27 protein-coding genes are annotated in these 24296 nt (G+C 72.8%); 14 read left to right on the forward strand and 13 right to left on the reverse strand.

The genetic code is table 11. From position 1 onward, the window contains the following. Window positions 1-1239, reverse strand: a complete 1239-nt coding sequence (locus tag ACQP00_RS27360) for a sugar ABC transporter substrate-binding protein (protein ID WP_433224011.1) — start codon at window positions 1237-1239, stop codon at window positions 1-3. 168 nt (window positions 1240-1407) lie between these two features. On the opposite strand from ACQP00_RS27360, the gene ACQP00_RS27365 reads away from it, so the two are divergent. The 3 genes from ACQP00_RS27365 (at window position 1408) to ACQP00_RS27375 (ending at window position 6247) form a co-directional block, all read left to right on the forward strand. After that, window positions 1408-2415, forward strand: a complete 1008-nt coding sequence (locus ACQP00_RS27365) for a LacI family DNA-binding transcriptional regulator (protein WP_433224013.1) — start codon at window positions 1408-1410, stop codon at window positions 2413-2415. Window positions 2416-2459: 44 nt separating this feature from the next. Further along, entirely contained in the window at window positions 2460-3998 is a 1539-nt protein-coding gene (locus ACQP00_RS27370) for a glycoside hydrolase family 13 protein (protein WP_433199649.1), read from the forward strand. A gap of 149 nt (window positions 3999-4147) precedes the next feature. Beyond that, window positions 4148-6247, forward strand: a complete 2100-nt coding sequence (locus ACQP00_RS27375; protein WP_433199652.1) for a carbohydrate-binding module family 20 domain-containing protein — start codon at window positions 4148-4150, stop codon at window positions 6245-6247. A 13-nt stretch (window positions 6248-6260) separates the two neighbouring features. Here ACQP00_RS27375 and ACQP00_RS27380 read toward each other — a convergent pair whose 3' ends face one another. Both ACQP00_RS27380 and ACQP00_RS27385 read right to left on the reverse strand, forming a co-directional pair. Next, entirely contained in the window at window positions 6261-7505 is a 1245-nt protein-coding gene (locus ACQP00_RS27380) for an RNA-guided endonuclease InsQ/TnpB family protein (protein ID WP_433199655.1), read from the reverse strand. A gap of 215 nt (window positions 7506-7720) precedes the next feature. After that, window positions 7721-8281 (reverse strand): MarR family winged helix-turn-helix transcriptional regulator, encoded by a 561-nt coding sequence (locus ACQP00_RS27385; protein ID WP_433199658.1) that lies wholly within the window; start codon window positions 8279-8281, stop codon window positions 7721-7723. Window positions 8282-8390: 109 nt separating this feature from the next. Between ACQP00_RS27385 and ACQP00_RS27390 the strand changes: the two genes are divergently transcribed. Genes ACQP00_RS27390 through ACQP00_RS27400 form a run of 3 tightly spaced genes read left to right on the forward strand, consistent with a single transcriptional unit; the run spans window position 8391 to window position 9969 of the window. After that, on the forward strand, window positions 8391-9185 hold the full coding sequence (locus tag ACQP00_RS27390) for a hypothetical protein (RefSeq protein WP_433199661.1): 795 nt from the start codon (window positions 8391-8393) through the stop codon (window positions 9183-9185). Window positions 9186-9216: 31 nt separating this feature from the next. Then, complete coding sequence (locus ACQP00_RS27395) at window positions 9217-9540, forward strand: nuclear transport factor 2 family protein (RefSeq protein WP_433199664.1); 324 nt, start codon at window positions 9217-9219, stop codon at window positions 9538-9540. A 9-nt stretch (window positions 9541-9549) separates the two neighbouring features. Further along, window positions 9550-9969, forward strand: a complete 420-nt coding sequence (locus tag ACQP00_RS27400; RefSeq protein ID WP_433199667.1) for a DUF1810 domain-containing protein — start codon at window positions 9550-9552, stop codon at window positions 9967-9969. Between the two features lie 7 nt (window positions 9970-9976). Here ACQP00_RS27400 and ACQP00_RS27405 read toward each other — a convergent pair whose 3' ends face one another. Then, window positions 9977-10627 carry a lysophospholipid acyltransferase family protein gene (locus tag ACQP00_RS27405; protein WP_433199670.1) on the reverse strand — a complete coding sequence of 217 codons (651 nt, stop codon included), beginning with the start codon at window positions 10625-10627 and terminating at the stop codon, window positions 9977-9979. Next, the gene (locus tag ACQP00_RS27410) at window positions 10624-11196 is read right to left on the reverse strand and encodes a TetR/AcrR family transcriptional regulator (protein WP_433199673.1); all 573 of its coding nucleotides are present in this window, start codon (window positions 11194-11196) and stop codon (window positions 10624-10626) included. Before ACQP00_RS27410 ends, ACQP00_RS27405 begins: the two co-directional genes overlap by 4 nt. A gap of 62 nt (window positions 11197-11258) precedes the next feature. On the opposite strand from ACQP00_RS27410, the gene ACQP00_RS27415 reads away from it, so the two are divergent. Together ACQP00_RS27415 and ACQP00_RS27420 are read left to right on the forward strand one after the other, a co-directional pair. Continuing rightward, complete coding sequence (locus ACQP00_RS27415; RefSeq protein WP_433199676.1) at window positions 11259-13754, forward strand: AAA family ATPase; 2496 nt, start codon at window positions 11259-11261, stop codon at window positions 13752-13754. Between the two features lie 65 nt (window positions 13755-13819). Then, complete coding sequence (locus ACQP00_RS27420) at window positions 13820-14416, forward strand: TetR/AcrR family transcriptional regulator (protein ID WP_433199679.1); 597 nt, start codon at window positions 13820-13822, stop codon at window positions 14414-14416. A 32-nt stretch (window positions 14417-14448) separates the two neighbouring features. On the opposite strand, the gene ACQP00_RS27425 is transcribed toward ACQP00_RS27420, so the two are convergent. The 5 genes from ACQP00_RS27425 to ACQP00_RS27445 form a co-directional block, all read right to left on the reverse strand. Then, entirely contained in the window at window positions 14449-15018 is a 570-nt protein-coding gene (locus tag ACQP00_RS27425) for an adenylate kinase (RefSeq protein WP_433199681.1), read from the reverse strand. A gap of 98 nt (window positions 15019-15116) precedes the next feature. After that, window positions 15117-15416 carry a hypothetical protein gene (locus ACQP00_RS27430; protein WP_433199684.1) on the reverse strand — a complete coding sequence of 100 codons (300 nt, stop codon included), beginning with the start codon at window positions 15414-15416 and terminating at the stop codon, window positions 15117-15119. A 47-nt stretch (window positions 15417-15463) separates the two neighbouring features. Further along, window positions 15464-16900: a dihydrolipoyl dehydrogenase family protein gene (locus ACQP00_RS27435; protein WP_433199687.1), complete on the reverse strand. Its 1437-nt coding sequence runs from the start codon at window positions 16898-16900 to the stop codon at window positions 15464-15466. Between the two features lies 1 nt (window position 16901). Further along, complete coding sequence (locus ACQP00_RS27440; RefSeq protein WP_433199690.1) at window positions 16902-17459, reverse strand: hypothetical protein; 558 nt, start codon at window positions 17457-17459, stop codon at window positions 16902-16904. A gap of 102 nt (window positions 17460-17561) precedes the next feature. Continuing rightward, complete coding sequence (locus tag ACQP00_RS27445; protein ID WP_433199693.1) at window positions 17562-18218, reverse strand: alpha/beta fold hydrolase; 657 nt, start codon at window positions 18216-18218, stop codon at window positions 17562-17564. A gap of 40 nt (window positions 18219-18258) precedes the next feature. Between ACQP00_RS27445 and ACQP00_RS27450 the strand changes: the two genes are divergently transcribed. Further along, the gene (locus ACQP00_RS27450) at window positions 18259-18729 is read left to right on the forward strand and encodes a DUF427 domain-containing protein (protein ID WP_433199696.1); all 471 of its coding nucleotides are present in this window, start codon (window positions 18259-18261) and stop codon (window positions 18727-18729) included. A 225-nt stretch (window positions 18730-18954) separates the two neighbouring features. Here ACQP00_RS27450 and ACQP00_RS27455 read toward each other — a convergent pair whose 3' ends face one another. Continuing rightward, window positions 18955-19686 (reverse strand): SCO6745 family protein, encoded by a 732-nt coding sequence (locus tag ACQP00_RS27455; RefSeq protein ID WP_433199699.1) that lies wholly within the window; start codon window positions 19684-19686, stop codon window positions 18955-18957. A gap of 87 nt (window positions 19687-19773) precedes the next feature. Here ACQP00_RS27455 and ACQP00_RS27460 point away from each other — a divergent pair, with 87 nt between their 5' ends. Both ACQP00_RS27460 and ACQP00_RS27465 read left to right on the forward strand, forming a co-directional pair. Then, window positions 19774-20163, forward strand: a complete 390-nt coding sequence (locus tag ACQP00_RS27460; RefSeq protein WP_433199701.1) for a TetR/AcrR family transcriptional regulator — start codon at window positions 19774-19776, stop codon at window positions 20161-20163. After that, window positions 20164-20511, forward strand: a complete 348-nt coding sequence (locus ACQP00_RS27465; RefSeq protein ID WP_433199704.1) for a hypothetical protein — start codon at window positions 20164-20166, stop codon at window positions 20509-20511. Here the strand turns inward: ACQP00_RS27465 and ACQP00_RS27470 are convergent. Further along, window positions 20508-21308, reverse strand: a complete 801-nt coding sequence (locus ACQP00_RS27470; RefSeq protein ID WP_433199707.1) for an expansin EXLX1 family cellulose-binding protein — start codon at window positions 21306-21308, stop codon at window positions 20508-20510. The genes ACQP00_RS27465 and ACQP00_RS27470 overlap by 4 nt on opposite strands. Window positions 21309-21341: 33 nt before the next feature. On the opposite strand from ACQP00_RS27470, the gene ACQP00_RS27475 reads away from it, so the two are divergent. Together ACQP00_RS27475 and ACQP00_RS27480 are read left to right on the forward strand one after the other, a co-directional pair. Then, window positions 21342-22052 (forward strand): HD domain-containing protein, encoded by a 711-nt coding sequence (locus ACQP00_RS27475; RefSeq protein ID WP_433199710.1) that lies wholly within the window; start codon window positions 21342-21344, stop codon window positions 22050-22052. A gap of 19 nt (window positions 22053-22071) precedes the next feature. Beyond that, window positions 22072-22386, forward strand: a complete 315-nt coding sequence (locus ACQP00_RS27480) for a hypothetical protein (RefSeq protein ID WP_433199713.1) — start codon at window positions 22072-22074, stop codon at window positions 22384-22386. A 27-nt stretch (window positions 22387-22413) separates the two neighbouring features. Here the strand turns inward: ACQP00_RS27480 and ACQP00_RS27485 are convergent, their stop codons facing one another. Beyond that, window positions 22414-23991 carry a HEAT repeat domain-containing protein gene (locus ACQP00_RS27485; protein ID WP_433199716.1) on the reverse strand — a complete coding sequence of 526 codons (1578 nt, stop codon included), beginning with the start codon at window positions 23989-23991 and terminating at the stop codon, window positions 22414-22416. Window positions 23992-24010: 19 nt separating this feature from the next. Here ACQP00_RS27485 and ACQP00_RS27490 point away from each other — a divergent pair, with 19 nt between their 5' ends. Next, on the forward strand, window positions 24011-24292 hold the full coding sequence (locus ACQP00_RS27490; protein ID WP_433199719.1) for an SCO0607 family lipoprotein: 282 nt from the start codon (window positions 24011-24013) through the stop codon (window positions 24290-24292). Window positions 24293-24296: the final 4 nt, after the last annotated feature.

The following is a 24296-nucleotide window of genomic DNA, read 5'->3' on the forward strand; positions in this document are numbered from 1 at the left end:
TTACTTGCTGATCGCGTCGGTGATCGTCTTGGACGCACCAGCGAGGGTGGACGGCACGTCGGCGCCGCCGACGATCGCCGATTCCGCCTTGCCGAACGGGTCCCAGACCGCGGCCATGGCCGGGATGGCCGGCAGGACGGCGCCGCCCTTGCCCGCCGCGAGCCACTTCTCGATGTCGGGGTCGGTGCCCTTGACCTGGTCCATCGCCGCGATGAGCGCGGGCGGGCGGGGGTTGGCCTGGTAGAGCGCGACCTGCAGTTCGGGCTTGGTGAGGTAGTTGGTGATGAACTCGTTCGCGAGGGCCTTGCTCTTGCCCTTGCTGGCCACGTAGAACGCCTGCACGCCGACGAACGGCTGGGCGGCCTTGCCGCCGGCGAACCCGGGCACGGGCGTGATGTCGTACTTGATGCCGGCCTTCTTGATGTCGGCGACCGCCCACGGCCCGGAGATGAGGAACGGGGTCTTGCCGCCGGTGAAGGTGGGGATGGCGTTGTCGCTGTTGACGGAGCGGGTCAACGCGCCGGAGCCCTTCTCGCCCAGCGCGGCGATCTTCTTGAACGCCTCGACCGACTGCGGCTTGTTCACGCCGAGGTCGGCCGGGTCGTAGTCGCCGTTGGGCTTGGTGCCGAACAGGTAGCCGCCGGCCGAGGTGAACAGCGGGTACACGTGGTACGCGTCGCCGTTCTGCCCGACCTGCAGGGACATGATGTTGGTGACCTTGCCGCCGTCCTTGAGCGCCTTGCCGGTCGCGACGAGGTCCTCGATGCTGGCCGGGGCGTTCGGGGCCAGGTCGGTGTTGCGGATCAGGGCGAGGTTCTCGATCGCGTACGGCACGCCGTACACCTGCCCGTTGAACGTCACCGCCTTCATCGCAACCTCGGCGAACGCGGACTTCTGGGAGTCGGCGAGCTGGATCGGGTCGATGGTGCCGTTCTGCACCAGGTTGCCGATCCAGTCGTGGGCGCCGACCACGATGTCCGGGCCCTTGCCGGACTGCGCGGCGGTCACGAAGTTGGTCTGCAGGTCCTTGGAGACGGCCTGGACCTGCACGTCGACGTTGTTGGCCTTGCCGAACTGCTCGGCGAACGGCTTGAGCGCGGCGGCACGCTGGTCGTCGGCCCAGATGGCGAGGGTGGCCTTCGGCGCGGTGTTGCCGGCCTCGGGGGTCTTGGTGTCGTCGCTGCAGGCGGTCAGGGCTAACGCGGCGACGGCGAGCACGCCGAAGGCGCGCAGGGGCATGCGCATGGGGACTCCTGATGGAGGCATGGGGAAGGTGGGTCGGCCAGACGTGCAAGGGGTGTCGATCTGCCGATGGCTCGGAACCGTAGCAAGGACTTGCAACTAATGAAAGAGTTTCCAAGCGACTTTCAATTTCGGCCAAGAGCCGCTTACTCTCGTCGCATGGCCATGGACGCTCCCCGAGCCCGCCTCGCCGACATCGCCAAGCAGGCGGAGGTCAGCGAGGCCACCGTCTCGCGGGTGCTCAACGACCGGCCCGGGGTCAGCGCCGACACCCGGCACGCCGTGCTCACCGCGCTCGACGTGCTCGGTTACGAGCGACCCGAACGGCTCCGCAAGCGCAGCGCCGGGCTGGTCGGCCTGGTCACGCCGGAGCTGGAGAACCCGATCTTCCCGCTGTTCGCGCAGGTCATCGAGTCGGCGCTGTCCCGGCACGGATACACGCCGGTGCTGTGCACGCAGACGCCCGGCGGGGTGACCGAGGACGAGTACATCGAGATGCTGCTCGACCGCGCGGTCGCCGGCATCATCTTCGTCTCCGGCCTGCACGCGGACACCACGGCCGACCACGACCGGTACCGCAAGCTCATCGACCGCCCGCTGCCGATCGTCATGGTCACCGGGCCGGTGCCGGACCTCGAGGCGCCGTGCATCTCCTGCGACGACGCCCGGGCCTCCGAGCTGGCCGTGGACCATCTGGCCTCGCTCGGGCACACCCGCATCGGCTTCATCTCCGGCCCCGAGCGGTTCACGCCCGTGCAGCGCAAGATCTCCGGGTACCGCGAGGCGATGCGCCGCCACGGCCTGCCCGAGGCGATCGAGCTGTCGCTGTTCGGGGTCGAGGGCGGGCACGCGGCCACCGGCCGGCTGCTCGACCGCGGGATCACCGGCCTGGTCTGCGGTTCCGACCTCATGGCGCTGGGCGCGATCCGGGCCGCGCGGGCCCGGGGCCTGTCGGTGCCGGGGGACGTGTCGGTGGTCGGCTACGACGACTCGCCGCTCATCGCCTTCACCGACCCGCCGCTGACCACCCTGCGCCAGCCGGTCCTGGCCATGTCCAACGCGGCCGCCCAGTCGCTGATCGACGCGATCAACGGGCAGCCGTCGCCGCACTCGGAGTTCGTGTTCGCGCCCGAGCTCGTGGTGCGCAACTCCACGGGGATCGCACCCCGGTAGCCCGGTTCAAATCCGACAAACCCTCGCTGAAGGGCTCCTTTGCCATGCCTGCAACCTGGTGGCGCACCGCCGTCATCTACGAGGTCTACGTCCGCAGCTTCGCCGACGGCGACGGCGACGGGGTCGGCGACCTGATCGGCCTGCGCGAACGCCTCCCGCACCTGCGTGACCTGGGCGTCGACGCGATCTGGCTAACCCCGTTCTTCCGCTCCCCGATGGTCGACGGCGGCTACGACGTGGCCGACTACCGCGACGTCGACCCGAGCTTCGGCACCCTGGCCGACTTCGACGCGATGCTGGCCGACGCGCACGCCCTCGGGCTGCGGGTGATCATCGATGTGGTACCGAACCACACGTCGAGCGAACACGCTTGGTTCACGCAAGCGCTGCAAAGTCTTCCAGGCGATCCGGCCCGCCAGCGCTACCACTTCCGCCCGCCGACCCCGGACGGTCTGCCCCCGAACGACTGGGAGTCCGTGTTCGGCGGCCCGGCCTGGACCCAGGTGCCGGACGGCGAGTGGTACCTGCACCTGTTCGACCCGGCCCAGCCGGACCTGAACTGGGACAACCCCGACGTGCGGGTCGAGTTCGAGGACGTGCTGCGGTTCTGGCTCGACCGCGGCGTCGACGGCTTCCGGGTCGACGTGGCGCACGGCATGGTCAAGGCGGCCGGATACCCGGCGGCCGGGCTGACCGGCCAGATCGGGCTGCTCGGGCGGCGGGTGCTGCCGTACTTCGACCAGGACGGCGTGCACGAGATCCACAAGGCGTGGCGGAAGATCCTGGACTCGTACCCGGGCGAGCGGATGGCGGTGGCCGAGGCCTGGGCGTCGACGGCGCAGCGGCTGGCCCGCTACACCGCGCCGGACGAGCTGCACCAGGCGTTCAACTTCGAGTTCCTGCAGGCCAATTGGGCCGACCCGGCGGCCGTGCGGGCGAGCATCGACTCGTGCATCCACGCCGCCGAGTCGGTGGGCGCGCCGACGACGTGGGTGCTGTCCAACCACGACGTGCGCCGGCACGTGACGCGCCTGGGCTCCCTCGAGCGGGCCAACGCGGCGGCGCTGCTGATGCTGGCGCTGCCGGGGTCGGCGTACCTGTACCAGGGCGACGAGCTGGGCCTGCCCGAGGTGCTCGACCTGCCCGACGACGCCCGGCAGGACCCGGTGTGGTTCCGCTCCGGCGGCACCGATCCGGGCCGCGACGGCTGCCGCGTGCCGATCCCGTGGCGGGCGGCGGCACCCGCGTTCGGCTTCTCCCCCACCGGCGCCGCGTGGTTGCCGCAGCCGCCGGCCTTCGCGGAGCTCGCGGCCGACCGGTCGTCCACTGTGGAGCTGTACCGCGAGGCGCTGCGCCTGCGCCGCTCGCTGACCGGACCGCTGCGCTGGCACGAGAGCCCCGACGGCGTGCTGGACTTCTCCCGCGACGGGCTGCGCTGCGTCGTGAACCTTTCACGCACGGCCTGCACGTTGCCGGACATGCCCGATTCCGAGGTCGTCCTGGCCAGCCGTCCCATCGACGGCGGTGCGCTTCCGGCCGACACCGCCGTGTGGATCTTTGCAAGAACTGCCAGATCTTCCTAATCATTTCCGCAGTTCAAGGGCCTTGTGAACGGTTGTCTCCGGGCAATCTTTGCAAGGTCCTTGACAGAGGGTTTCAGCGGGGCCGAAGCTCAGCGTCAATTCCATTCCCGCCCGGCTCCGCTACCGCCATTCCGGAGGCCCTCGTGCGCGTGTCCCTGAAGAGAACCCTGGCCGCAGTCGGCGGCCTCGTCCTGTGTGCGGCGCTGACCGTGCCGCTGCTGACGGGCGGCCGCAAGGCCGAGGCTGCCGTCGGCAGCAACGATGTCATCGCCAATCTCTGGCTCTGGCCCTGGACGTCGATCGCCACCGAGTGCACGAACGTGCTCGGCCCGGCCGGCTACGGCGCCGTGCAGGTCGCCCCGCCGGAGGACTCGATCAGCGTCGCCGGCCACCCGTGGTGGGACATCTACCAGCCCGCCGCCTACGACCTCAACAGCCGCATGGGCACCCGCGCCCAGTTCCAGAGCATGGTCACGGCCTGCCACAACGCGGGCGTGAAGGTCTACGTCGACGCGGTCGTCAACCACATGACCGGCGCCAACCAGGCCAGCACCACCTCGTACGGCGGCGCGACCTTCACCAACAACTACAGCTACCCCAGCGCCGGCTACAGCTCGTCGGACTTCCACTTCAACCCGGCCGACTGCCCGCAGTCCGACAATCAGATCCACGACTACAACAACGCCACCGAGGTCTGGAACTGCCAGCTCGTCGGGCTGTCGGACCTCAAGACCGGCACCGACTACGTGCGCACGAAGATCGCCGGCTACCTCAACGACCTCATCTCGGTCGGCGTCGACGGGTTCCGGGTCGACGCGGCCAAGCACATGCCGCCCGCCGACCTGGCCGCCATCAAGGGCAAGCTGACCAACCAGAGCGTCTACTGGGCGCAGGAGGTCATCCCCGGCGGCTCCGGCAGCCTCGCCCCGGCCGCCTACGAGGGCGTCGGCGGCGTGCTGGAGTTCAACTACGCCACCAACCTCAAGAACCAGTTCACCGGGAGCATTGCCAACCTGCAATCGTTCGGTACCTCCTGGGGCCTGGAACCCAGCGCGAAGTCCACGGCGTTCGTGTCCAACCACGACACCGAGCGCAACGGATCGACGCTGTCCTACAAGAACGGCGCCACCGACACGCTCGCGAGCGTGTTCATGCTCGCCTGGAACTTCGGCACCCCGAACGTCATGAGCTCGTTCACGTTCTCCAACAACGACGCCTCGCCGCCGGCGAACGCCAGTGGCTACGTCAGCGCCGTCACGTGCGGCAGCGGCTGGGAGTGCCAGCACCGGCAGCGCGCGATCAAGAACATGGTGGGCTTCCACAACGCGACGCGGGCGGACACCACGGTCGGCAACTGGTGGTCGGACGGGGCGAACGCGATCGCCTTCTCCCGCGGTACCAACGGCTGGATCTCCATCAACAACGGCGGCTCGGCGGTCGGGTCGCGCACCTTCAGCACCGGCCTGCCCGCGGGCGTCTACTGCGACGTCATCCACGGCGACTACAACGCGGCCGCCGCGACGTGCTCGGGCCCGACGGTCACGGTGAACGGCAGCGGCCAGGCCACGGTCGGCGTCGGCGCGAAGGACGCGGTCGCCATCCACGCCGGCGCCCGGGTCTCCGGCGGCTCCACGGCAACCCCCACGGCAACCCCCACGGCAAACCCGTCCGGTGTTTCCTTCACGGTTTCTGGCGCGCCCACCGGCAACCCGGTCTACCTGGTCGGCTCGGTTGCCCAGCTCGGTTCCTGGAACACGGCGAACGCGGTGCCCATGACGGCGAGCGGCGGCAACTGGACGGCAACGGTTTCCCTGCCCGCCGGTACGGCGATCGAGTACAAGTTCATCACCAGGACCGGTTCGGGCACGGTGACGTGGGAGCCGGGGAACAACCACACGTACACGGTGCCGGCGTCGGGCAGCGGCACGGTCAGTACGACCTGGAACGGCTCGTCGACGTCGAGCCCGTCGGTGACGTTCAACGCCACCGTGACCACGACGTTCGGGCAGAACGTGTTCGTCGTCGGCTCGATCCCGGCCCTGGGCTCGTGGAACACGGCGAGCGCGGTCGCCCTGTCGTCGGCGAACTACCCGATCTGGTCGGCGACGGTGGCGATGCCGGCCAACACCGCGGTGGAGTACAAGTTCATCAAGAAGAACACCGACGGCTCGATCACCTGGGAGAGCGGCGCGAACCGGACGCTGAACACCGGTACGTCGCCGCAGACCATCACGGCGACGTGGAATTGACGTTCGCTCCGCACTAGAGAACGGAGATTCCCCCCACGCTGCGTGTGGAACACGCGGCGTGGGGGCGGATTCCTGCTTCTCGGCGCGAGGCCGGCCGAGGCGCCGGCACACGTGCCGGTCTTACCCGCGTTCCACAGGCGTTTGAGTTGTCCCAGCGTCCCTGGGCCAACACGTTGAGCGCCGCATTGACATCCCGGTCGTGGACCGCCCCGCAAAGGCAGGTCCACGACCGGACGGACAGCGGCTTGGGTCCGTCGAGCCGGGCGCACACCGAACACCTCTGGGACGTGGGCGCGAACCGGTCGATCTTCGCGAAGGTCCGCCCCCAGCGGGCGGCCTTGTACTGCAACATCGCGGTGAAGCTGGCCCACGCCGCGTCGTGGACGCTCCTGGCGAGCCGCGTCCGGCCGAGACCGACGACGCACAGGTCCTCGACATACACCGCTTGGTTGTCGCGGATGATCGCCGTGGACAGCTTGTGCTGCCAGTCCCGCCGGGTGTCGGCCACCCGCGCGTGCATCCGCGCGACCTTCACCACGGCCTTCGCGCGGTTCTGACTGCCCCGCTGCTTGCGCGAGACGGCTTGTTGCAGCCGTTTGAGCTTGCGCACCGCGCGGCGCAGAAACTTCGGCGCCGCGATCTTCGTACCGTCCGACATGACCGCGAAGTACGTCAGCCCAAGGTCGATGCCCACCTCGGAATCCACCTCAGGTAACGGTTCGTCCGTGGTCTGCACGACGAACGAGGCGAAGTACCGCCCGGCTGCATCCTTCACGACCGTCACGGAGGACGGGTCTGAGGGCAGCCTCCGGGACCAACGCACCTCCACATTGCCGATCTTCTGCAGCCGCAGCCGACCGTCGTCGAGGAGCTTGAAGTTGCTGTTCCTGGTGAACCGGATGGCCTGCCGGCCGTCCTTGCGGGACCGGAAGCGGGGCGGCGCGACCTTGCGGCCCTTGCGCTTGCCCGTGATCGAGGCGAAGAAGTTGCGGTACGCCATGTTCAGATCAGCGAGGGCCTGCTGCAGCACGACCGACGAGACCTCACCCAGCCACGCCCGCTCCGGGGTCGCCTTGGCCTGGGTGATGACCTGCTTGGACAAGTCTCCGTCCGAGATGTACGGCAGTCCCTCGGCCCGCGCCTGCTGCCGTGCGTGCAACCCGTCGTTGAACACCACCCGAGCACATCCAAACGCCCGAGCCAGCGCTGCGCGCTGACTGGCATTCGGGTACATCCGGAAGTTGTAACGGAGCTGCACCGGCGCACCGTACCAATTGACATGGCAGCACGCGAAGGCATCAGCACCGGTAGAATTCGTCCTGCGCACCCGCTTGGTTCTCATGACCTCGGTCTGCGGCTGGAGTTCCCGACATACGGCAGGCTATTGCCGGGCCAAGCCCAGTTCGGGGCTCGTACTTCGTTCGCTCCGTTAGCGGCGCGGCCCCGGGGCGTCAGGAAGCAGCAGAACCGACGCTACGGCACGATCGGGCCTGGCGTCCTTCCCCCGCTCGTCTTCACCCCCGCCCGGGAAACGGGTGCACTAGCCGCCATTCCGGTAGCCAGCACCATCTTGCGCAGCAGGTTCGCGAGGGTCTGACGCTCGCGCCGCGAGAGCGGCGCGAGCAGGACCGACTCGCCGCGCTCCTCGTCGCCGAGGTGGCGCAGCAGTTGCTCGTGACCGGCGTCGGTGAGCCGCACGTGGACCCGGCGCCGGTCCTGCTCGTCGCCGTCGCGCACGATCCAGCCGGCCGCTTCGATGGCGGCGAGGCGGGCGGACAGGGCGCCGCGGGTCAGGCCCAGGTGGTCGGCGATCTCCGACGGGCTGGCGGTGTAGGGCGGGCCGTGGCGGCGCAGGATGAGCAGGACCTTGAACTGCCAGCGCTGCATGCCGCCGGCCGCCAGGACCTCGCGCCGGCGCTGCTGCTGGTGCCTCGCGAGGATGGCCAGCCGGACGAAGATGGCTTCGGCCAGGGGATCCAGGGTGTCGAGCTCGCGGGTCCAGACGTCCACGTGCCGATCGGCTTCGTCTTCCACGGTTGCCTACTCTGCCAGTTGGACGACATGTCGGGCGCTCCGCCGGCCCGACATCGGTCCGAAAGTAGTTTTCTTGTGGATAGTTTTTGGGATTACTACCGTCGGCCGCATGATGACGCTGGATGAGCTCGTTGGGGCGGCCCGGGGACTGGCCCTCGGGGCGCGGTGGGAGCAGGCCACGGGGCTGCTCGACGCGGCCGCCGCCCGGTTGCCGCAGACCGCCGAGGGCCGTGGCGCGGGCGCGCGGATCGCCCTCGCGGCGGCCGAGATCGCCGTGGATTCCGTGTGGTACAACGGAAACGACGAAGGCGCCGCCCGGCTGTCCAAGGTGGACGCCGATGCGCTGGACGACCTGGGCCGGTGGGACCTGGAGTTCGCCCGCTTCCGGTCTACCTACTATGCCCACCTCCGGCAGCACGCGCCCTTCCTGCGCGAGGAGGGTCAGCGGTTCGTGGACTCGGCGCCGGACGCGCGGCGGCTGGGATGGGCGCACATGTACCTCGGGCTGGTGTACGACAACGTCCTCGAGGAACGGGTCGACGCCCCCGCCCACTACGAGATCGCGCTGGCCAACTCCGGCGACGACCCGCTGCTGCGGCGCGAGGCGCAACGGCACCTCGGCGACCACGACCACGACGCGGGCGACCACGCCGACGCCCTGGCCCGGTGGCGGGACGCGACCTCGGCCGGCGCGGCGATGGGCATGGTGGCGGGGACGCTGTCGCAGCAGATCCTGCTGGCCGTGCTGGCCCGCGACGCGGGCGACGAGGCGGGCGCGGTGGCCCTCGCGACCGAGGTGCTGCGCTGGTCCGAGGCGATCGGTGCCGGGCGGATCGCCGGGCAGTGCCGGAACTTCCTCGCCGGTGTCGATCCCACCCAGCCGCCGCCGGCCCCTTCGGAGTGACTTTCGTCGATGGCGGTGGTACACCTTCGGCATGGCTGAACGAGTGCTGGACCAGTGCCGGCTGTTCAACGAGGGCGTCCGCACCGGCGACTGGGCCGGCTACCTGGACCGGTTCGCGGACGGCGCGACCATGCGCATCGAGGGCGACCCCGGCAGCCCGTACGAGGGCCGGGCCGCCATCGAGGCCGCGTACGCGGTCGCGCCGCCCAACGACACGCTCACCGTCACCTCGGTCGAGTCCGACGGCGACGAGGACGTGGCCCGGGTGGCGTGGACCGCCGGCGGCTCGGGCTCGCTGCGGCTGCGCTGGTCGGCCGGGCGGATCGCCGAGCTGACCGCGCAGTTCGACGATTAAGCTGGGTTCATGGAGGATCCGTACCAGCTGTCCCGGTTCGTCGAGGCGCAGGAGCACTCGTACGACCACGCGCTCGCCGAGCTCAAGGACGGCAACAAGCGCAGCCACTGGATGTGGTTCGTCTTCCCGCAGATCCAGGGCCTCGGGCGCAGCTCGATGGCGCAGCGGTACGCCATCGGCTCCCTCGACGAGGCGCGGGCCTACCTGCAGCATCCGGTGCTGGGCCCGCGCCTGCTCGAGTGCACCGACGCGCTGCTGGGCGACGGGACGCACACCGCCGTGGGCATCTTCGGCGAGACGGACGCGATGAAGCTGCGCTCGTCGATGACGCTGTTCGCGCACGCGGACCCGGCGGAGAACCGCTTCGCCCGGGTCCTGGACCGCTACTACTCGGGCGCCGAGGACGCGGAAACCGTCCGCCGTCTGTGATTGCCGGCTATCGCCCGAGACGGAGCAGCGGCGCGTAGGCGGGCACGTACTCCTGCCCGCTGAGCGCGGCGATGTGCCGGATCACCTCGTCGGTGGCCGCGCGTACCGAGCCGCCGGCCACGTCGACCGGGGCGCCGAACCGGAACGTGATCTCGGCCCCCGGCACCCGGCGCGGCCAGCGGGCGTCGATCGGCTGCACGGCGTCGGTCCCGGTCACCCCGAACGGCACGATCGGCACCCCGGCCTGCTGGGCGAGGCGGACGGCGCCGGTGCGGCCCCGGTACAGCCGCCCGTCCGGTGACCGGGTCCCCTCCGGGAACACGGCGACGAGCCCACCGGCGCGCAGCACGGGCACGGCCCCGTCGAACGCGCTGAGCACCGCCCGCCCGCCGCCGCGTTCGACCGGGATGGCCCCGAGTCCCCGGACGAGCGCGCCGGCGAGGCGGTGGCCGCGGAAGTACTCGGCCTTGGCCCAGAACGCGATGTGCCGCGGCACCACGGCGCCGAGGAACAGCTCGTCGGCGACCGACAGGTGGTTGCCGGCGAGGACCGCCCCGCCGGCCGGGATGTGGTCCAGGCCGTGGACGGTGGGCCGCCACCCGACGCGCAGGGCCCGCCCGGCGGTCGCCCGGACCAAGCGATACAGCACCGGCGTCATGCGTCCCGCCGGGTGGTGTGGGCGTCGAGGGCGGCGTCGACCAGGGGGCCGAGGTCGTCCTGGCCGGTGGCGAGCGGGAGGCTGCCCCACAGCCAGAGCTGCACGATCCCGTGGAGGTTGGCCCAGAACGCGCCCGCCGCCGTGACCGCCGGGGTCGTCTCGCCGCGCGCCTCGGCCAGCAGGAGCGCGAGGGTCCCGAACAGCGGCAGGCTGGTCTCGCGCAGCCCGAGCCGGTCGGAGCGCAGCAGGTCGTGGCGGAACATCAGCTCGTACATCCCGCGGTGCTCCCGCGCGAACGTCACATAGGCCCGGGCGAGGCCGGCCAGCCGCTCCCGGGCCGGGCCGTCCTCCCCCACCTCCCGCAGCCGCGCCGTCAAGTCGGCGAACCCGACCCGGGCGATGGCGGAGAGCAGGTCGACGTGCGCCGGGAAGTACCGGCGCGGCGCCCCGTGCGACACCCCGGCCCGCCGCGCGATCTCCCGCAGCGACACGGCGGCCGAGCCCTCCTGCGCCACCAGCTCGGCCCCGGCCCGCACCAGCCGTTCCCGCAGCCCCGCTTCGTCATGCACGGACAGTGTCTACCGCATCGGCGTAGACACTGTCTACTCGCGCAGGTGGCAGGCTTGATGCCGTGGACATCGAGGTCCGCGCGGGCGACCTGGACCGGATCGACGCGCTGCTCGCCGGGCGGAGCCGGGGCGGTCCGGGCCTGGTGCTGCGCGGTGACCCGGGCGTCGGCAAGACCGCCCTGTTGCGGGCGGCGGCGGCGCGGGCCGGGGCGGCCGGGACGCGGGTGCTGTGGGTGTCCGGGGCGCCGTTCGAGTACCAGATGAGCTTCTCGGCTCTGCATCAACTGGTCTCCCCGCTGCGCCTCCTCGGCGATCGTCTCGCCGGACGGCACCGCGACGCCCTCGCGCACGTCCTCGGGCTCGGGGCCGGACCGCCGCCGCGGCCGCTGGTCATCGCGGCGGCCGTGCACGCCCTGCTGCGCGCGGCGGCCACCGAGCGACCGCTGCTGGTGCTGCTCGACGACGTGCCGTGGATCGACCCGGCCAGCGCCACCGTCCTGGGGTTCTGCGTGCGCCGTACCGGCGACGATCCGATCCGGTGGCTCGCCGCCGCCCGCACCGGCGCCGGCGGCCCGCTCGACCAGGCCGGCCTGCCCGAGCGGGAGATCGGGCCCCTCGCGGAGCAGCCGGCCGCCCGGCTGCTGGACACCCGGCATCCGGACCTGGCCCCGCCCGTACGGCGGCGGGTGCTGACCGAGGCGGCCGGCATCCCGCTGGTGCTGGAGGAACTGCCCGCGTCGCTCACCGAGGGGCAGCGCTCCGGCCGGGACCCGCTCCCGGCGTTCCTGCCCCTCAACCGGCGGCTGCGGGCCTGGGTGACCGGACGGCTGCGGGCCCTGCCGGCACCGGCCCGCGAACAGCTGCTGCTGGCCGCCCTGCACGCCGACGCCGACGCCGGCCTGCCGCTGCTGCGCTCGGCGGTCGTGCCGACGGCGGCGCCGGACGAGGGCGTCGCCGGCGCGCTGCACGAGGCCGCGCTGGCCGCCTGGCGGCACGAGGCGCTGTCCGTCGCGGTGGCCGCGCTGGTCCGGGCCGGTGAGCTGAGCCCGCACCCGGCCGACCGGTCCCGCCGCCTGGCCGAGGCCGCGTTCCTGGCGACCATGACGGGTCAGTTCGACGAGGTACCGCGGCTGGTGGCCGCGGCCGACCGCCCCTCCGGCCTCGTCCTCGCCGCGACCGCCCACCTGCTGAGCGCCGTCGAGGGCGACGTCGACGCGGCCAACCACCTGCTGGCCCGGGCGCTGGACGACGTCGGCGAGGCCCCCGGCACCTGGGACGCCCACGGGATCCTGCTCACGCTGCTGCTCATCGGGGTGTACGGCGCCCGGCCCGAGCGGTGGGCGCTGCTCGACGCGGCCCTGGACCGCTTCGCCGCGGACACCGTCGCCCCGTTCCGGCTCTGCCACCAGGCCTTCGTCGACCCGGCCCGCACCGCCGGCACGGTGCGGGCGGGCCTCGCGGACGCGTTCGCGGCGCTGCCCGCCGACGTGCCGCCCTGGCAGGTCCTGCCGCTCGCGCACGCGGCCGCCGCGATGGATGCCCTGGCCGAATACCGATATGTGGTACGGCGGATGGTCGAACGCGAACGCGACGGCGGGGCGGTCACCCTGGTCGTCGCCGGGCTGCTGCTGCTCTGCCTGGACTCGTACGGGCGCGGGCAGTGGGACGAGGCCGAGGCGATGGCCCGGGAAGGGCTGGACCTGGCGACGGCGCACCGCTACCACCTCCTGGAGGGCCAGCACCGCGTCTCGCTGGCGTACATCGCGGCCGGCCGCGGGAACGCCGAGCCGGCGCGGATCCTCGACGAGGTCACGACCTGGGCGGCCCCGCGGCGCGTCGGGATGACCCACGAGTCCGCCGGGCACACCCGCGTGCTCATGGCGCTGGGCCGGGGCGACTACGAGGCGGCGTACGCGCAGGCCTCCCGGATCACCCCGCCCGGCGGCCCCAACGCCGGCGTTCCGGGCCGCTGGACGCTGCTGGACCTGGTCGAGGCGGCCGTGCGGACCGGGCGGACCGCCGAGGCCCGCGCGCACGTCGCCGCCGCCGAACGGGCGGGCATCGACCGGATCTCCACCCGGACCGCGCTCATCACGGCCGGGGCCGCGGCGCTGGCGGCCGGCGACGAGCGGGCCGGCGGGCTGTTCGAGGCGGCGCTGGCGCTGCCGGAGGCCGGACGGTGGCCGTTCGAGCAGGCCCGCATCCAGCTCGCCTTCGGCCAGTGGCTGCGCCGGGGCCGGGACACCGCCCGCGCCCGGCTGCACCTGCGCGCGGCCGCGGAGACCCTCGACCGGCTGGGCGCCCGGCCCTGGGCCACGCGGGCGCACCACGAACTGCGCGCGACCGGGATCGCCGCCGGCCCCGCGGCGGGCGGTGGCAGCGCCCTCACCGGACAGGAACGCCAGATCGCCACGCTGGCCGCGACCGGGTTGACCAACAAGCAGATCGGCGAGCGGCTGCACCTGTCCCACCGCACCGTCGGGGCCCATCTGCGGCGGATCTTCCCGAAGCTCGGCATCGCCTCCCGGGCCGCGCTGCGCGACGCGCTGGGCTCCTGACCGCTGCCGGTGCCGCGCTGCACTCGGGGGTGCGAGACCGAACGTTCTGTCGCTACGATGGTCGGATGGCTCCCAGTGACACCGAGACCCGGCCGTCCGAGGCGCGGCAGCGGCTGCTCGCCGCGGCCACCGCCGTCTTCTACGCCGAGGGCATCCACTCGGTCGGCGTCGACCGGGTCATCGCCGAGGCGCAGGTGACCCGGGCCACGTTCTACCGGCACTTCCCCGGCAAGGAGGACCTCGTCCTGGCCTACCTGCAGGGCGTCGACCAGGCCATCCGCGGCCAGGTCGACGAGGCCGTGGCCGCCGAGCGGCCGGCCACGGACATCGTGCGGGCCATCGCCGCGGGCATCGCCCAGAACATCCGGACGCCGGGCTTCCGGGGCTGTGCCTTCCTCAACGCCGTCGCCGAGTACCCCGATCCGGCGAACCCCGTGCACCAGGCCGTCCTCGCCCACCGGCAGTGGTTCCTCGACACCATCCACACGTTGATGGCGCGCATCCACCCGAGCGAGGCGGGGCCGGCCGCGCAGCATTTCGTCATGCTCCGCGACGGCGCCATGGCCGCCGGGTGCCTCTTCGACCCGGACCGCATCTGCGAGACGTTCCTGCGCGGCGTCGACGGCCTCGTCGAGACGCACGCGGCCCGCCCGTCCTCCTGACGGAAAAAGGCCGCCATGGTACGGGCGGCGCGTCAGGCCGCTTCGAGGGCGGCGAGCACGTCGCGGCCGACCTCCGGGATCGGGCGCATCGCGTCGACCGAGATCAGGATGCGTCGCTTCCGGTACCACTCCACGATCGGGTGCGTCACCTCGTGGTAGAGCTCCAGCCGGCGCCGGATGACGGGTTCGGTGTCGTCGCTGCGGTGCTCGCGCTCCGCCCGGGCCAGCAGCCGCCGGGTGAGTTCCCGGTCGTCGGCCTCCAGGTGCAGGGCGACGTCCGCGGCCATCCCCAGCTCCCGCGCCTGTTCGTAGCCCGCCTGGGCCTGCGCGACCGTGCGGGGCACGCCGTCGATGACGATCCCGCCGCCCAGGCGCCTGGTGTCGATCAGCGCCTCGCGGGCCAGCCGCAGGACGATCTCGTCGGGGACGAGCTCGCCCCGGTCGAGGTGGGCCCGGATCGCGCGGCCCAGGTCCGTGCGCCGGGCGACGTGACCGCGCAGCACGTCGCCGATCACCACCCGGGGAATGCCGAAATGGGCGGCGACCAGGCCGCCCTGCGTGTCCTTGCCCGCGCCGGGCGGCGCGATCATGACCACTCGCATGCTGTCCGTCCTCGCTCTCCACGGCCGCCGGACCGGCGGCCACGATCAATCGTGTGCGGCGGCCGCCGGTCCGGCATCGGTCAGATGACCCTCGAGGGCTACTCGATGTCCGAGAACAGCCCGGTGAGCGTCACCTCCGTCGCCTGGAGGCCGCCGAAGACGGCGCCGGCGGCCGGGGTGGCGACGGCGGCGGAGGCGTCCTCGTAGCTGTCGAAGTAGAGGTCGAGGGTGCGGTACGCCGGGGTGGCGGTGCCGTCCTCCTTCGGCCACACCTTGGCCGACTCGACCCGCCGCAGCTTCGGAAACGTCTCCGCGGCCCGCCGCACCTCGGCGTAGGCCTTCTCGAACTCGTCCGGGTCGGCGGGGTTGCCGATGATGAGCGTGATCTTGGTGGGCATGAAGCTCTCCTCGTGTGTTGTGTGCGGGCCCGCGAGAGGCGGGCCCGTCAGCGGCCGTACGCCTCGAGCAGGCGCAGCCAGACCTCGCTGACCGTCGGGTACGCCGGGACGGCGTGCCACAACCGGTCCAGCGGAACCTCACCCGCGACCGCGACCGTGGCCGCGTGCAGCAGTTCCGCGACGTCCGGGCCGACGAAGGTGACGCCGGCGACGACACGCCGGTCCTCGTCGACAATCATCCGGGCGTGCCCCTGGTAGCCGTCGGCGTGCAGCGCGGCGCCGGCGACACCCGCCAGGTCGTGGTCGACGACCCGGATCCGCAGCCCGGCGGCCTCGGCGGCGGCCGCGGTCAGCCCGACCGAGGCGACCTCCGGGTCGGTGAAGACCACCTGCGGTACCGCCCGTTCGTCGGCGGTGGCGGCGTGCCGGCCCCACCGGCCGTCCTCGACCGTCCCGCCCACGGCCCGCGCCACGATGACGTCGCCGGCCGCGCGGGCCTGGTACTTGCCCTGGTGCGTCAGCAGCGCCCGCCGGTTGACGTCCCCGGCCGCGTAGAGCCAGCCGTCGCCGACCGGCGCGCCGTCCTCGCCGAGGACCCGCAGCGTGTCGTCGACGGTGAGCCAGCCGCCGGGCTTGAGGCCGATCCGGTCGAGCCCGATGTCCTGGGTGTTCGGCACGCGGCCGATCGCCACCAGGACCTCGTCGGCCTCGACCGCCGTGCCGTCGGTCAGCGTGACGTGCACGGTGCCGGCGGCGTCCCGGCGTACCGATGCGGCTTCGGCACCGATGTGCACGGTGACCCCGGCGTCCCGCAGCGACTGCGTGACGCGCTCGCCGGCGAAGGGCTCGGCCTGGTGCAGGACGCCGTCGCGGGCCAGGACCGTCACCGCCGCGCCGAGGCTCGCGAACGCGGTCGCCATCTCGGCGGCCACCACCCCGCCACCGATGATCGCCAGCCGGCCGGGGACCGCCCGGGCGGCGGCCGCCTCGCGGCTCGTCCACGGGGCCGCCTCGCGCAGGCCGGGGACGTCCGGGAGCAGGGCGCCGCTGCCGGTCGCGACGACGACCGCGTGCCGGGCGGTGAGGGTGGTGGCGGTGCCGTCCTCCCCGGTCACCTCGACGGTACGGGCGGCGCTGATCCGGCCCTGCCCGCGGTACAAATGGATCCCGGCCGAATCGAGCCAGGCCACCTGTCCGTCGTCCTTCCAGCCGGATGCGAACCCGTCCCGGCGGCGCAGCACGGCGGCCGCGTCGAGCTCGCCCGTCACGGCCTCCCGGGCGCCGGGCAGTGCGCGGGCCGCCCGCAGTGCGCTCGCGCTGCGCAGCAACGCCTTGGTCGGCATGCACGCCCAGTAGGAGCACTCGCCGCCGACCAGTTCGCGCTCGACGATCGCGGCGGTCAGGCCGCCCCGCACCACCCGGTCGGCGACGTTCTCCCCGACCGGTCCCGCGCCGATGACCACGACGTCGTAGGTGGTTCCCATGTCAGTTGCCCTTCGCGGCGCGGCCGAGGCGGATGGCGGCGATGAGGAAGAAGATGGCGCCGGGGATGGCGTAGCCGACCGCGTTGGTCAGCGCCGGGTCGTCGGCCGCGGCGGCCGCGATGAACGATCCGCCGGCCAGCACGGAGATGCCGCCACTGATGATCATCGGCCACTGCCCGCCCAGCCGGCGGCGCGGCAGGGCCACCGCCAGCTGGACCAGGCCGGCCACGACCGCCCACGCGCCCCACACCCGCAGGACGGCCGGGACGCCGGAGGCGCCGGCGAAGGCCAGGCCGATCGCGGCGAGCAGGCTGATCGCGATGTTCACATAGAGCAGGACCGGCGATCCGGTGGACCGCGACGCCCGCGCGTCGACGACGGCGGCGGCCACGTCGAACAGCGGGTAGAGCACGAGCAGCGCGGTGGTGAGCGGGTTGAGATCCTTGGCCAGCGGGATCATCACCGCCGCCCAGACGATCGCGAAGCCGAAGCGGACGAAGTAGAGCCGCCGGAGGGCGGACGCCGTCGTCGACAAGCCTGGGGCGGCCACGGTGGTCATGGCGATCCTTTCGGTACTGCGTCGAGGTAGAACGTGTCGAGGTAGAACGTTCTGTCTACTCGACAATGCCTCGCCGTGCCGCGAGTGTCAAGACCGAACGTTCTATCTCGTACGCAACAGGTCGGTGAACTCGGCGGGCTGCTCCAGGTTCCACAGGTGCCCGGCCCCGGGGATGATCCGCAGCTCAGCGCCCGGAATGCCGGCGGCCAGCTCGCGCGACAGCGGCAGATTTACCCGGTCCCGTTCCCCGCACACGACCAGCGTCGGCGCGTCGATCCCGGCCAGGCGCGGGCGCAGGTCGAGGTGGGCGAGCTCGCGCAGGGCCGCCAGGTACGTGCCCTTGCCGACGGCGCGCAGGTCCGCCGCACCGTCCGGCCCCTGCTGCGCCCCGGCGATCCGCGCGAGCACGGCCATCGGCAGCACCGCCGAGATCGCCCGCTGCACCGCGAGGGCCGGCGGCGGATGGGCGACGCCGCCGGACAGCACGAGCCGTCCGACCCGCCCCGGGCGCTCCAGGCAGGCCAGGGCGGCCACGGTCGCGCCCAGCGAGATCCCGCAGAGCAGGACCGGGCCGGCGGCGGCGTCGATGGCGGCGGTGACGGTCCGGGTGGCGGCGGCCAGGGTGAACGGCCCGGGGGCGGCGCCGTGGCCGGGCAGCGCGGGCACGACGACCTCGTGGGTGCCGGCCAGGGCCTCTATCTGTGGCCGCCACAGCCGTGCGGTGGTGGCCAGGGCCGGAACGAGGATCACGGTCTCCATGTCGGGCGACCCTACAACCGCCGGGTGCAAGACTGGGGGCATGCAGCGCCCCGTCGAATCCGTCTGGGACTATCCGCGGCCGCCCAGGGTCGAGCCGACCGATCGGCACATCGTGGCCCGCCACCGTGGTGAGACCGTGTTCGACACCCGCGCCGCGTTGCGCGTGCTGGAGACGTCCCATCCGCCGGTGTACTACGTCCCGCGCGACGACGTGCACGGCACGCTCACGCTGGCGCATCGGCGTACGGTCTGCGAGTTCAAGGGCTTCGCGTCGTACTGGGATCTCGGCGTCGCCGGCCTCACCGTGCCGGACGCCGCCTGGTCGTACGAGGACCCGGCCCACGGGTACGAGGCGCTGCGCGGCCGGCTCGCGTTCTACCCGGCGCTGCTCGACGAGTGCACCGTCGACGGCGAGCCGGTCATCGCCCAGCCCGGCGACTTCTACGGCGGCTGGCTCACGTCGGACATCACCGGCCCGATCAAGGGCGGCCCCGGCACCCGGGGCTGGTGAAGCACCGCGACACGACCCGGGCGGGTCCGTGATTTGGGCAGCTGGCCGGGTTGCCGACCCGGGGCGCATCGCGGTGCTGCCGATGACGGTGCCACCCGGTCCTGACGTGGCGCTGAAACGATCATGCACCGGCCACGGCCCGCGCACGAATCGGCAAATCCCCCGTCGGGGTATAAGTCCGATATGTCGCGGCGCGCCAGCGCCCGACATATCGCCACCAAACGCTTACCGCGCAACGGTCGTGGCGGCCAGCAGCCGGACCAGCTCGCTCCGCTCCGCATCGGAGAGCACCGCGAACGCGCCCGCCGCCAGGGAATCGGTGCGCGCCACGGCCTCGGCCAGGCGGGCGACCGCGTCCGCGGGTGGCGGCGGGTACGGGGGCAGCCAGCCGTTCGCGAGGGCCTTCGCCTCGCCGCCCGGGCCGGTCAGGATCGCGTCCAGCGGGGTCAGGCCGGCCGACAGCACCGCCAGCAGGTGGCCGCCGCCGCGGTGTTCGCGCAGGCGCAGCAGGTTGACGCCGAGGCAGGCGATCGGGTCGTCGTAGGGGTCGGGGACCGCGCGCCAGGCGGCGAACAACACCCGGCCGTGCGCGGGAGCGGCCGTCACCGCGCGCGTGGTCAGTTCGGCGGCGCGGAGCGGATCCGGGCACCGCAGGTGCTCGCGGGCCCACGTCGCGCAGCAGCGGGCGTCGGCCGCGACCAGGCCCGGCAGGCGGTGCGTGGCCAGCACGTCGCGCCACGCCTCGCGGACCATCGGCGGGGCGAAGAAGCCGCACGCGGCCGCCACCACGCCGGCGTCGACCGGGCCCAGGACGGCGCAGCGGCCGCCGAAGTACAGCGGCAGCGGTTGCAGCCGGAAGCGGCGGCCCACCTCGCCGAACGCCTTCGAGCCGCCGAACTCGGCGCCCAGGCGGACGATCGGGTCGCGGGCCGCGCGGGCCGCCTCCTCGGGGTCCATCCCATGCAACGTAACCAATATTCGCCGTCCTCAAACAGGAACGTTCGTTCTTGACTGTTCGTTCCTGAACGCGCTAGCGTGAGGGGCATGGGACGGCCGCGAGGATTCGACGAGGAGGCGGTGGTCCGCGCGGCGGTGGCGCTGTTCGCCCGGCGGGCCTACGACGGGCTCTCCGTGGACGACCTCGTCACCGGGCTCGGGGTGCACCGCAACAGCCTCTACAAGACGTTCGGCAGCAAGCGCGGGCTGTACCTGGCCGCGCTGCGCAAGTATCTCGAAGACCCCCGGGCGCTCCTCGACGGCGACCGCCTCGACCTGCTGCTGCTGGCCGCGGCCGAGCAGGCACCGCTCGACGCGGAGGTCGGGGCGCTGATCAGCGGGGCGCTGGCCCGGCTCGACGAGGAGCTCGGGGCGGACGAGACCGACAGGACACTGGGCGCGCGGCTGCGGGCCCGCATCGACACCGGGGAGCAGTAGATGGCGACCGTGAACATCGACGGGGACACCCTCGTCGTGGAGATCGAGGGGCTCGACAAGCTCTGGGCGCTCAAGAGCCGCCTGGCGATACCGCTCGCCAACGTCCGCGGGGCGACCGCCGACGCCGGGATCGCGCACGAGCCGAAGGGGATCCGGACGCCGGGGGCGTACATCCCGAACGTCATCACCGCCGGCACGTTCCACCTCGACGGGGAGAAGGTGTTCTGGGACGTGCACGACGCGCGCAAGGCGGTCGTGATCGAGCTGGCCGACGAGCGCTATGCGCGCCTGGTCATCGAGGTCGACGACCCGCGCGCGACCGTCAAGCTGATCGAGAGCGCGATCTAGCAGCGCACCGGAGGTGCCGTGGTCCCCACGCCGGCCGGGACCACGGAAGGGGCCGCCGAGGCCGCGGCCGAGGACTCCACAGTGGACGGGGCCACCGAGGGCGACGGGGACGGCCCGCCGTACAGCAGCTGCGTCGTCTGCTGGAAATCACTCTGGCCGAGGGCGAGGCCGGAGACGAGCGCCTGATGGCCGTACACATCGGCAATCCTCAGCGCGACGGTGCCATCGAGGCCCGAGGGCCCCGTCCAGGTGTTGTCCTCGCCGTGGCGCAAGGCGACGAAGCCGTCGCCCCGGGACAGCTCCACAGTGGACAGCGGGTTGCCGTGATGGTCGACGACCACGCTCAGCGACGAGTAGCCCTGGCCGCCCTTGACCTTCACGCGCAGCGGGCCGACCTCCGGGTCGCGGACCGTGGTGTAGGAGACCGAGATGACCCCGGCGCTGAGCGAGCCGATCCGCTGGAACGCGCCCTTGCCCAGGTCGATCTTCCCGGCCGGGCAGCTCGGGCACAGGTCCACCACCTGCACGCGGGCGGTGCCGTTCGGGCCGGTCACGTCGAGCAGGGTGCCGCAGCCCTTGCCGCCCGCGTACTCCGCCTTCCCGACCGCCGCGTACGCGCCCTCCGCCGGCGTGCCGAGGTTGCACATCCCGTTGCGCCCGGCCGTGTAGTAGGAGGCGGAACCGCCGGCCGCGCACGCCGCGCTGCCACCGACCTGGGTCACGAGCACGACCGCGACCACCGAGGCGACGACGACGGTGGCGGCGGGCACGATCCAGCGAAGGTGACGGCGGTTCATGTCCGGGATCGTAGCGGCTGATAATGCTTGTCCATGGAGTTCCCGACGTACATCGGCACGATGCCCTTGCACGCGATCACCGAGATCTATGGCGAGCCCGGCCTGCGCGAGCGCTACCGCCTGGAGATCCAGCGCTTCGCCCCGCCCGACCGCGACCGGCTCGCCGCCGCCCTGGACCTGGCCGGTGAGCTGCACCGGGAGGACCGGCGGGTGCGCGAGCCGTACGTCAACCACCTGCTGCGCGTCGCGATCCGCATCATGCACCACTACGAGGTGTCCGACGTGGACGTGATCGCGGCCGCCGTCCTGCACGACACGGTCGAGGACCATCCGGACGCCCTCGCCGGGAAGGACGGCGCGAGCACCGAGGAGGCGGTCGCGGAGCTCGCGAAGCGGTTCGGCGATCGCGTCGCGCGGCTCGTCGAGGCCGTCACCAACCCCGAGTACGACCCGTCATACGACAAGCACGAGCAGTACCGCGAGCACGTCAGGACCAGTCTCGACGGCGAGCCGTGGGCGCGGGTCATCAAGCTGTCCGATTTCACCGACAACGGCGTCGGTGTGATCCATACCACGGGACCGAAAGTCGAGCGGCTGGCCACCAAATATCGCCCCATGGTCCCCGTGCTGCGCGAACTCGTCGCGCGGCCCGACACACCTCTGTCACGGCTGGTGAAACAACACATCGCTCGCCACCTCGACCTCGCCGAGGAGCGGTTCGCGGCCATTCTTGACGGCCGGTGAATGTGCGAAGGTATTCGTCGTGACGATGGTGGAACTCGCGGTGGGCTGGCTGGCGTCGCACCTGTTCGACCGGGGGCAGGCGCAGGAGGCCGAGCCCGCGATCGAGGAGCAGCTGCGGGGACTGGCCGGCCTGGTGCGGGCGAAGCTGGAGGACGACCCGGCGCTGGTCACCCTGGAGCGGGAGTCCGCCGCGTCACCGACACCGACGGTGGGCACCCGGCGGCGCATCGTGCAGGCCCTCGAGGACGCCGCCTGGACCGACCCGCTCTTCGGAGAAGCCCTGGCCGCCACGGTACAGCGCCTGCGCCCGGTCATGCCCCGCGTGGCCGACTGACCCCGGCGTCCACAGTAGAGCGAGCGGTCAGCGGTAGCCCGTCGTGCGGCGGCCCTCGGCGGCGGTCGCGGCCACCTCGACGTGCCAGTCGGTCACCTGGTCCTCGGGCAGGCCCGCCCCGCGCAGCTGCTCCAGGTACCAGGTCTCGTCGGCCGGGCGCATGAGCAGCCGCAGCCAGGCCACGTTCTTCGCCCGCCGGCACTCGGCGACCGACAGCACCGAGCGCAGCGCCTCGATCGGGTTCTCCCCCGGCAGGACGAGGCGCTGGATCGGCGCGGCCGGCGGCGGCTCGGCCCCGGCGGCGAGCAGCCGGGCGGTGAGCACGTGCGCGATCCGGGTCAGTTCCAGGGCGCGGCGGGCGGCGGTGGTCGGGCCGCGGACCGGGTCCGGGGCGGCGTAGGCGGGGTCGGCGATGGCGGCCGTGTACGCCGCGTGCTCCCCCGCGTTCAGCGCTCGCTCCGGGTCCAGCGACGACCACGCCTGCACGCACTCCTCGACCTCCGGCGAACCGACCGGGAGCGGCCGGGCGGGGTCGTCGAGCCAGTCGCGCAGCGGGTCGGAGCCGAGCGCGTCGGCGGCCTGGCGCAGCACCGCGCGCAGCATCCGGCCGTCGGCGCTGAACCCGGCCGGCTCCGTGGCGCGGGTGCGGGCGTTGAGCAGGGCGCCGAGCGCGCGGCGGTCGTCGTCGAAGTTCGCGTACCGGTGCAGGCGCTCGATGAGGGGCCGCAACTCCGGCGCGTCGTCGAGCAGGCCGCGGTAGCGCAGCAGGGCGGCCAGGGTCTCGTCGTCGGGCTCGGCCAGGACCCGCAGCCCGATGGCCGTCCCGGCGACCGGGTCGGTGGCGTCGCGCAACGCCTCGGCGGCCGCCCGCCGGACCGCCACCCCGGGGTCGCCGAGCAGCCCGGCGATCGCCCGCACCGCCTCCGGGTCGCGGCGGCGGTGGGCCAGGCAGGCCACCAGCGCGGCCCGCACCGCGGGGTCACGCTCGGTGCGCGCGGCGGTGGCGAACGGCTCGACGCCGGCGCCGCTGAACCGCAGCAGCATCGCCGCCTCGGCGCGCACCCGCGGGTCGGCGTCGAGGCGCATCAGCCGCAGGCACACCCCGTCGTCGCGGACGTGCGCGGGCGCCTGCAGGCCCTCCAGGCGCAGCAGCGGCGACGGGTCGTTGAGCAGCCGCGCGGCGAACTCGGCGGTCCGGTTGATGGACAGCACCGCCCGGGCCGCCCGCAGCCGCAGCCGGGGCTGCTCGTGGTGCTCGAGGCGCTGGCGCAGCGGTTCGTAGCGGGGGCCCAGGTAGTACAGCAGGGTGGCGACCCGGTCGTCGTCGCAGCGCAGGTCCTCCACGGCCAGCGCGACCCGGGTGTCGATGCCGCCGCGGCGCCCGAGGATCTCGCCGAGGGCGACCGCGGCCGCGTCCCCGACGTGCTCGAACGTCTCGCCCAGGCCGCCGGACACGCGGACCTCGGCCGTGTCGCGCAGCGCCACCTCCAGCAGCGGCTCGACCAGCCGGTGGTCCCCGGTGCCGGCGGCCGCGCGCGCCGCGTCCAGCCGCACCACGGCGTTCGGGTCGCGCAACGCGTCGCGCAGCCGGTCATTCAGCGCCATCGTGGTACACCATAGTGGGATGCACCGCGTCCGCATCCGTTCCGCCGTGGCCGTGCTCGCCCTCACGCTCCTGCCCGTGACCGGCTGTAACACCCGCGAGCGGGTCTGCCGCTCGCAGGAGTACCCGGTCAAGGCGGTCGGGAACCGGACAGGCGCCGCGTGCGTGCCGAAGGACCAGCAGCCGCCGTCGGGCTACGTGCGCTACCCGGCCGGCCAGGAACCCGTCTACATCGACGACGAGTGGTACCGCTACTGGCAGACGAAGGTCGTCGACGAACACGGCACCGTGGTGGAGCAGTGACCCT

It is taken from the genome of Dactylosporangium sp. CS-047395 (assembly GCF_050942185.1).
Lineage (GTDB): Bacteria > Actinomycetota > Actinomycetes > Mycobacteriales > Micromonosporaceae > Dactylosporangium.

Coding starts and splice junctions, on each gene's coding strand:
- ACQP00_RS27360 (WP_433224011.1), bottom strand. CDS start 1,239: ATGCCCCTGCGCGCCTTCGGCGTGCTCGCCGTCGCCGCGTTAGCCCTG.
- ACQP00_RS27365 (WP_433224013.1), top strand. CDS start 1,408: ATGGACGCTCCCCGAGCCCGCCTCGCCGACATCGCCAAGCAGGCGGAG.
- ACQP00_RS27370 (WP_433199649.1), top strand. CDS start 2,460: ATGCCTGCAACCTGGTGGCGCACCGCCGTCATCTACGAGGTCTACGTC.
- ACQP00_RS27390 (WP_433199661.1), top strand. CDS start 8,391: ATGATGACGCTGGATGAGCTCGTTGGGGCGGCCCGGGGACTGGCCCTC.
- ACQP00_RS27395 (WP_433199664.1), top strand. CDS start 9,217: ATGGCTGAACGAGTGCTGGACCAGTGCCGGCTGTTCAACGAGGGCGTC.
- ACQP00_RS27400 (WP_433199667.1), top strand. CDS start 9,550: ATGGAGGATCCGTACCAGCTGTCCCGGTTCGTCGAGGCGCAGGAGCAC.
- ACQP00_RS27405 (WP_433199670.1), bottom strand. CDS start 10,627: ATGACGCCGGTGCTGTATCGCTTGGTCCGGGCGACCGCCGGGCGGGCC.
- ACQP00_RS27420 (WP_433199679.1), top strand. CDS start 13,820: ATGGCTCCCAGTGACACCGAGACCCGGCCGTCCGAGGCGCGGCAGCGG.
- ACQP00_RS27425 (WP_433199681.1), bottom strand. CDS start 15,018: ATGCGAGTGGTCATGATCGCGCCGCCCGGCGCGGGCAAGGACACGCAG.
- ACQP00_RS27430 (WP_433199684.1), bottom strand. CDS start 15,416: ATGCCCACCAAGATCACGCTCATCATCGGCAACCCCGCCGACCCGGAC.
- ACQP00_RS27435 (WP_433199687.1), bottom strand. CDS start 16,900: ATGGGAACCACCTACGACGTCGTGGTCATCGGCGCGGGACCGGTCGGG.
- ACQP00_RS27440 (WP_433199690.1), bottom strand. CDS start 17,459: ATGACCACCGTGGCCGCCCCAGGCTTGTCGACGACGGCGTCCGCCCTC.
- ACQP00_RS27445 (WP_433199693.1), bottom strand. CDS start 18,218: ATGGAGACCGTGATCCTCGTTCCGGCCCTGGCCACCACCGCACGGCTG.
- ACQP00_RS27450 (WP_433199696.1), top strand. CDS start 18,259: ATGCAGCGCCCCGTCGAATCCGTCTGGGACTATCCGCGGCCGCCCAGG.
- ACQP00_RS27455 (WP_433199699.1), bottom strand. CDS start 19,686: ATGGACCCCGAGGAGGCGGCCCGCGCGGCCCGCGACCCGATCGTCCGC.
- ACQP00_RS27460 (WP_433199701.1), top strand. CDS start 19,774: ATGGGACGGCCGCGAGGATTCGACGAGGAGGCGGTGGTCCGCGCGGCG.
- ACQP00_RS27465 (WP_433199704.1), top strand. CDS start 20,164: ATGGCGACCGTGAACATCGACGGGGACACCCTCGTCGTGGAGATCGAG.
- ACQP00_RS27470 (WP_433199707.1), bottom strand. CDS start 21,308: ATGAACCGCCGTCACCTTCGCTGGATCGTGCCCGCCGCCACCGTCGTC.
- ACQP00_RS27475 (WP_433199710.1), top strand. CDS start 21,342: ATGGAGTTCCCGACGTACATCGGCACGATGCCCTTGCACGCGATCACC.
- ACQP00_RS27485 (WP_433199716.1), bottom strand. CDS start 23,991: ATGGCGCTGAATGACCGGCTGCGCGACGCGTTGCGCGACCCGAACGCC.
- ACQP00_RS27490 (WP_433199719.1), top strand. CDS start 24,011: ATGCACCGCGTCCGCATCCGTTCCGCCGTGGCCGTGCTCGCCCTCACG.